Source organism: Oleisolibacter albus, assembly GCF_003336875.1.
GTDB classification, from domain to species: Bacteria; Pseudomonadota; Alphaproteobacteria; order Azospirillales; family Azospirillaceae; genus Niveispirillum; species Niveispirillum album.
Genome location: NZ_QGNJ01000024.1, coordinates 22,118 through 28,337 on the forward strand (window position 1 = coordinate 22,118; position 6,220 = coordinate 28,337).

Annotated in this window: 4 protein-coding genes and 3 pseudogenes; 5 read left to right on the top strand and 2 right to left on the bottom strand. The window is 66.0% G+C overall.

Annotated elements, in window-relative coordinates; genetic code table 11:
• Nucleotides 1–9: 9 nt before the first annotated feature.
• The 4 genes and pseudogenes from DK368_RS20495 (at nt 10) to DK368_RS20510 (ending at nt 4,720) form a co-directional block, all read left to right on the top strand.
• Nucleotides 10–3,273 (top strand): efflux RND transporter permease subunit, encoded by a 3,264-nt coding sequence (locus DK368_RS20495; protein ID WP_114395844.1) that lies wholly within the window; start codon nt 10–12, stop codon nt 3,271–3,273.
• Between the two features lie 174 nt (nt 3,274–3,447).
• Entirely contained in the window at nt 3,448–3,807 is a 360-nt protein-coding gene (locus tag DK368_RS20500; protein WP_114395845.1) for a cupin domain-containing protein, read from the top strand.
• A 102-nt stretch (nt 3,808–3,909) separates the two neighbouring features.
• A pseudogene (locus DK368_RS20505) lies at nt 3,910–4,193 on the top strand (IS5/IS1182 family transposase); the annotation flags it as partial.
• Nucleotides 4,194–4,531: 338 nt separating this feature from the next.
• A complete protein-coding gene (locus DK368_RS20510) occupies nt 4,532–4,720 on the top strand; it encodes a hypothetical protein (protein WP_114395846.1) in 189 nt (62 codons plus the stop codon).
• A gap of 24 nt (nt 4,721–4,744) precedes the next feature.
• Here the strand turns inward: DK368_RS20510 and DK368_RS20515 are convergent.
• Nucleotides 4,745–5,029 (bottom strand): annotated as a pseudogene (locus DK368_RS20515) (transposase); the annotation flags it as partial.
• 392 nt (nt 5,030–5,421) lie between these two features.
• Between DK368_RS20515 and DK368_RS21545 the strand changes: the two are divergent.
• Entirely contained in the window at nt 5,422–5,802 is a 381-nt protein-coding gene (locus tag DK368_RS21545; RefSeq protein ID WP_155524658.1) for a hypothetical protein, read from the top strand.
• Nucleotides 5,803–5,841: 39 nt separating this feature from the next.
• Here the strand turns inward: DK368_RS21545 and DK368_RS20520 are convergent.
• Nucleotides 5,842–6,099, bottom strand: a pseudogene (locus DK368_RS20520) (integrase core domain-containing protein); the annotation flags it as partial.
• Nucleotides 6,100–6,220 lie beyond the last annotated feature (121 nt).

Below are 6,220 nucleotides of genomic sequence, written 5' to 3' on the forward strand. Positions count from 1 at the left end.
GCGGCGGACATGATCGAACGCATCCTCGCCTTTTCCGTCCAGCGGCGCTTCCTTGTCGTGCTGCTGGCCGCACTGGCCGCATCCTTCGGCGTCCAGTCGCTGCTGCGGCTGCCGATCGACGCCGTGCCGGACATCACCAACAACCAGATCCAGATCACCACGCGCGCCCCGGCGCTGTCCCCCTTCGAGGTCGAGAAGCAGGTCACCTTCCCGGTGGAAACGGCCCTGGCCGGCATCGCCGGCCTGGACGCGACCCGTTCGATCTCGGTCAATGGCCTCTCCCAGGTGACGGCCATCTTCGATGAGAAGACCGACATCTACTTCGCGCGCCAGCAGGTGGGGGAGCGGCTGGCCCAGGCCGGCGCGGCACTGCCGCCCGGCCTGGCGCCGTCCATGGGGCCGATCTCGACCGGCCTGGGCGAGGTCTATATGTGGACCGTGGAATTCGCCCCCTTCGTGGCGGCAAAGGCCGAGGCTGGGCAGCCCGGCTGGCAGCCCGATGGTGCCTATCTGACGCCGGAGGGCGAGCTGCTGGCCACACCGGTGGAGCAGGCCACCTATCTGCGCACGGTCCAGGACTGGATCGTCGCCCCGCAGATGAAGGGCGTGGACGGTGTCGCCGGGGTCGACAGCATCGGCGGCTATGAGCGGCAATACCATGTGCTGCCCGATCCCGCCCGGCTGATCGCGGCCGGCCTGACCTTTGCCGATCTGACGGTGGCCCTGGACCGGGCCAATCAGAGCCTGGGGGCCGGGCAACTGGAACGCAATGGCGAGCTGTTCATCGTCCGCGCCGACGGCCGCCTGTCGACCCCGGCGGAAATCGGGGCGGTGGTGGTCGCCACCCGTGGCGGTGTGCCCGTGCGTCTGGCCGACGTCGCCGCCGTGCAGCCGGGCCAGCAGGTCCGGACCGGCAGCGCCAGCGAGAACGGGCGCGAGGTGGTGGTCGGCACGGCGCTGATGCTGATCGGCGAGAACAGCCGGACCGTGGCGGCCGCCGTGGATGCCCGGTTGGATACGGTCCGGGCCGCGCTGCCGCCGGACATCGTCGTCAAGACCGTGCTGGACCGCACCGATCTGGTCAACGCCACCATCCGGACGGTGGCGAAGAACCTGACCGAGGGCGCCCTGCTGGTCATCGCCGTCCTGTTCCTGCTGCTGGGCAACGGGCGTGCGGCGCTGATCACGGCGCTGGTCATTCCCGTGACCATGCTGCTGACGGCCACGGGCATGCTGGGGGCGCGTGTCAGCGCCAACCTGATGAGCCTGGGTGCGCTCGATTTCGGCCTGATCGTCGATGGGGCCGTCATCATCGCCGAGAACTGCCTGCGCCGCCTGGGCGAGCGTCAGCACCATCTGGGCCGCATCCTCACCCTGCGCGAACGCCTGCACGAGGTCACCGTCGCCGCCAAGGAGATGATCCAGCCCTCGGTCTATGGGCAGGCCATCATCATCACCGTCTATCTGCCGCTGCTGACCTTCACCGGTGTGGAGGGCAGGATGTTCGAGCCCATGGCGCTGACGGTCATCATCGCGCTCGCCTGCGCCTTCGTCCTGTCGCTGACCCTGGTGCCGGCCCTGATCGCCATGCTGGTGACGGGCCGGGTTGACGAGACGGAGAATGTCATCATCCGGCAGGCCGGCCGTGCCTACCGGCCGCTGCTGGAGCGTGCGCTGCGGGCGCCGCTGCGGGCGACGGCCGCGGCCGCCCTGCTGTTCGGCGGCAGCCTGCTGCTGTTCACCCAATTGGGGCAGGAGTTCATCCCCCAGCTGGACGAGGGCGATATCGCCCTCAATTCCTTCCGCATTCCCTCGACCGGACTGGCGCAGGCCACGGCACAGCAGATGGAGATCGAGACGGCCATCACCGCCTTCCCGGAGGTGGCCTATGCCTTCTCCAAGACCGGCACCGCCGATGTGGCCACCGACGTCATGCCACCGGGCATCAGCCACATGTTCGTGATGCTGAAGCCGCGGGAGCAATGGCCCGATCCCGGCCTGTCCAAGGCGGCGCTGATCCGCCGGCTGGAAGCGGCGGTGGCCCAATTGCCGGGCCAGGTCTACGAGGTCAGCCAGCCCATCCAGCTGCGCTTCAACGAGCTGTTGGCCGGCGTGCGCGGCGACGTGGCCATCAAGGTCTTCGGCGATGATTTCGACACGCTGCTTGCCACGGCCAACCGGATCGCGCAGACGGTCAAGGCCGTGCCCGGCGCCGCCGATGTCCGGGTGGAGCAGGTTGCCGGGGCCGCCTTCATGACGGTCGAGGTGGACCGGACCAGGGCCGCGCGCTTCGGGCTCAGCGTCGCCGATGTGCAGGCGGTGCTGGCCCTGGCCGTCGGCGGCCGCGAGGCCGGGCTGGTCTATCAGGGCGACCGGCGCTTCGACATCGTGGTCCGGCTGTCGGAAGCGCTGCGCACCGATCCGGCCGCTCTGGAAAGCCTTCCCATCCCACTGCCTATCCCACTGGCCGCCGAGGCGGCCGCATCCCGGGGGCCGGGTGCCGTGCGCACTGTGCCGCTGGGCGAGGTGGCCCGTTTCCGCATCGCCGAAGGGCCGAACCAGATCAGCCGGGAGGATGGCAAGCGCCGGGTCGTCGTCCAGGCCAATGTCCGCGGCAGGGACATCGGTGGTTTCGTGGCCGAGGCGCAGGAACGCCTCGCCGCCACGGTGACCGTACCGCCCGGCTATTGGATCGACTGGGGCGGGCAGTTCGAGAACCTCCTGGCGGCGCGGGCGCGGCTGATACTGGTGGTGCCGGCCTGTTTCGCCCTGATCTTCCTGCTGCTCTACGGCGCGCTGGGGTCGGCGCGGGACGCCGTGCTGGTGTTCAGCGGCGTGCCGCTGGCCCTGACGGGCGGCATCCTGGCGCTGTGGCTGCGCGGCATGCCGTTCTCCATCTCCGCCGCCGTGGGCATGATCGCCCTGTCGGGCATCGCCGTACTGAACGGGCTGGTGCTGCTGTCCTCGATCCGCCAGCTGCGCGTCCGCGGCCTGGACGTGGAGGCGGCGGTGCGGCAAGGGGCGCAGACACGGCTGCGGCCGGTGCTGATGACGGCCCTGGTGGCCAGTCTGGGCTTCGTGCCGATGGCGCTGTCCACCAGCGTCGGGGCCGAGGTTCAGCGCCCCATCGCCACCGTGGTCATCGGCGGTCTCATCAGCGCCACCCTGCTGACGCTGCTGGTCCTGCCCGCCCTCTACCGCCGCTTCGCGGCACCGCTGGTCGGCGACGAGGAGGAGGCCGCACCGGGCATCGGGCCGCACCGGGCGGGCTGATACGGATCATCCAGGCGAGTCGTGTCTGCGGCCCGCTGCTGTCGATGCCTCTTTCCTGCCCGCTCCTACCGTGGAGTGGATGGAAAGCACAAGGGCGCCCGGCCGGCTTCTTTTCCGGCCGGGCGTACCGGTTTAGGCTTGCCTGCATACCGTCATCGCCAGGGGAGGGGACCCATGCCGTCCACCGTGCCGCCCGTCATCAGCTTCCAGGACCAGCATCTGCCGGCCGAGCCGTACCGGCCCGACGCAGCCAGGATCATCGATGGTGATCCGGTGCAGCGGGCGGCCAACCTGTTCGCCAGCCCGGACGGGCGCTTCAATTGCGGTGTCTGGACCGGTGCCGTGGGCAGCTGGCGCGTCCATTTCACCGAGACCGAGTTCTGCCACCTGCTGGACGGCGTGGTGGTGCTGACGGCGGACGGGGGCGAGGCCCGCACCTTCCGCGCCGGTGACGCCTTCGTGGTTCCGGCGGGATTCCAGGGGATCTGGTCCGTGCTGGAGCCGGCGAAGAAACTTTATGCCGTCTATGAGTGACGCCGGCAGGTCCTGAATGCCGCCCGTTATCAGCCGCTCGTGACAGCGGCCGGCATCGGTGCGTCCCCGGCGGACGGCCGGGGCCATGGGCAAGGCCGCCCGTTGGCGGACGGCGTCGGGCTGCTGCTTCCGCCGGCGCTGATTGAACCGTTGCGTCCCCCAGAGCCGCCCAAGCCGAAAGGCGGGCGGCCCCGGCTGGGCAACCGCGTGGCGCTGACCGCATCCTGTTCGTGTTGCGCTCTGGCATGACGTGCTGGCGGCGCTTGCATGCGTGGCGCCAAGCTGGTGTTTGGGAGCGTTTGCACCGGGCCCTCATGGACCGCCTCGGCCATGCCAACGCCATCAACTGGGCGCGAGCCGCCGTGGACAGCGCCGCGACCCGCGCCTCATTCAGCAGCCGCAGGAAGCGCAGCCGGTCCCGTGCAAGCGTGTTGGTGCTGGCCTTCTCCCGCGCGCGCAGGTTCCGCGCCGGTTCCGTGATGGCATCGGGCGAAGGTGAGCATGGCGTGCCTACTCCCAGACGGGCGCGCCCACCTCAGCACCCGCCTCGCCCCAAAATTCCGCCCCCTATCGGCAGCGGCACCTTCACCCATTAGCGCCCAAAACATTATGTACTCGAAATGGATGATCCTTCTTGGTGTGCAGGCCGGTATGGGTTGGTTTTTTAAACAAATTGAGCGCAAAAAAAGCAGGTATATTTTTTTCGGTGAGAAGGAGCAGTTCCATGATTGTTGAGTCGGACAGCCTGCAAGGCAGCCATGATGACGCCACCCATGTGTCCGAAACATCGCCGACGACAGTGGCACGTCAACGCCGAGCCTGGACCGCACCGGCTGTCACGACGGTCGATCTGGCCCAGCTGACCCTGGGTGATGGGTACACCGGTGCGGATGATACCATCCTGGGCAGCTAAGAGCGTCTAACAGAACAGTCGGCGTCAGCATCGGTACCGCTTGACGAAGCGGCATGTGATGAGGGCGGCGGCGATGTTGTGGAAGGCGAGGAAGATCTCGGCGCGGCGTTCGTAACGGACGGCGAGGCGGCGGAAGCGAGCGAACCACGCGAGCGTGCGCTCGACGACCCAGCGGTATCGGCCCAAGCGCTCGCGGGACTCAATGCCGCGCCGGGCGATGCGGGGAACGATGGCGCGCCGTCGCAAGGCGCGTCGGCACTTGGCGAAATTGTAGCCTTTGTCGGCATGGAGCTTGGCGGGACGGCGTCGACGACCGCTTCCAGCATCGTGCTGTCGTGTCGGTTGGCCTAAAAACGGGGAGCGCTTCAGAAGCCGCCGGACTCTCGTTCCAGGTGGAGGAGAGACCGGGTCAGGGTCATGAAACCAGAGGACTCCAACTCTGACCGAACACACGTTGGGGAGCACATCAGTCGCCTATACGGATTTCGGCAATGCAGAATTTCCTTGGCGCGCCACCGATCGTAGACTCCAGAAGATCCCCAGTAACCGGGCGTTGGTCACAGAGTGCCAATTATCGCTTGAAACGCGCTGGATTGGAGAGCAAAACCACTTTGTGCCGTAACTATAGAGCGGACTGACTGAGTTAGATTCTCCGGATATCCGCATCTATGGTTCAGGCGCACCACATAAGGGGGCGATCCATGAGGCGTCATTCGGCCAACGCCGAAACAAAGTTTCCTGCCAACACACAAGAAAAACGTGTTCTGCTATTCCTTCCGTGCGTTACTTTTATTTTGAGCGCTGCGGCATCTTTAGATGTGAAGGCCGAAGAAACTCAGAAGTCGAGTGGAGAGATACCAGAGATATTTGTTTTTGGTAAAAAGAGCGTGGTTCCTGATTTTCAGGAAATCATGGATTTCCACAATAATGAATTCCAAACACTGCGAAAGAAGTTCGAGAGATCATCAAAACCAGTGACCCGCTCGGAATTATTGATGAAGACGCCTAATCCCGACGCTGGCAAGAGCGCAATACCGAGTCCTAGCTCGGCGGTGACTTACGGGAAACCCACAGATTTTTAGTGAACCGCCCCGGCTTTGCCGGAGGCCGATTATGGTGAGTTACGCGGCCATGGCCGGTTGTTCCAGCATGGCGCAGTAGCGTTTCTCGGCTTCGGCGGGCGGAATGTTGCCGATCGGCTCCTGGAGCCGCCGGTGGTTGAACCAGTCCACCCATTCCAAGGTCGCGAACTCGACGGCCTCGAAGGATCGCCAGGGTCCGCGTCGATGGATCACTTCCGCTGTGTAGAGGCCGTTGATGGTCTCTGCCAGAGCGTTGTCATCGCTGCCGACGGAAGGCTCGATGCCCGCCTCCGCTAGAGCGTTTTCCTTTCAATCGAGGTCATATCCCGCAGCGGCAAAGTAGTTTTGGCATTCAGTTGGGGTGAAGGCATCGATGCTGGTGGCGATGGCCTGCCAAAGGTCCTCCTTGGTTCTGGCT

Excerpts from the sequence above, each read along its gene's own strand:
- DK368_RS20510 (WP_114395846.1), top strand. The coding sequence starts at position 4,532 with ATGATTGTTGAGTCGGACAGCCTGCAAGGCAGCCATGATGACGCCACC.
- DK368_RS20500 (WP_114395845.1), top strand. The coding sequence starts at position 3,448 with ATGCCGTCCACCGTGCCGCCCGTCATCAGCTTCCAGGACCAGCATCTG.
- DK368_RS20495 (WP_114395844.1), top strand. The coding sequence starts at position 10 with ATGATCGAACGCATCCTCGCCTTTTCCGTCCAGCGGCGCTTCCTTGTC.
- DK368_RS21545 (WP_155524658.1), top strand. The coding sequence starts at position 5,422 with ATGAGGCGTCATTCGGCCAACGCCGAAACAAAGTTTCCTGCCAACACA.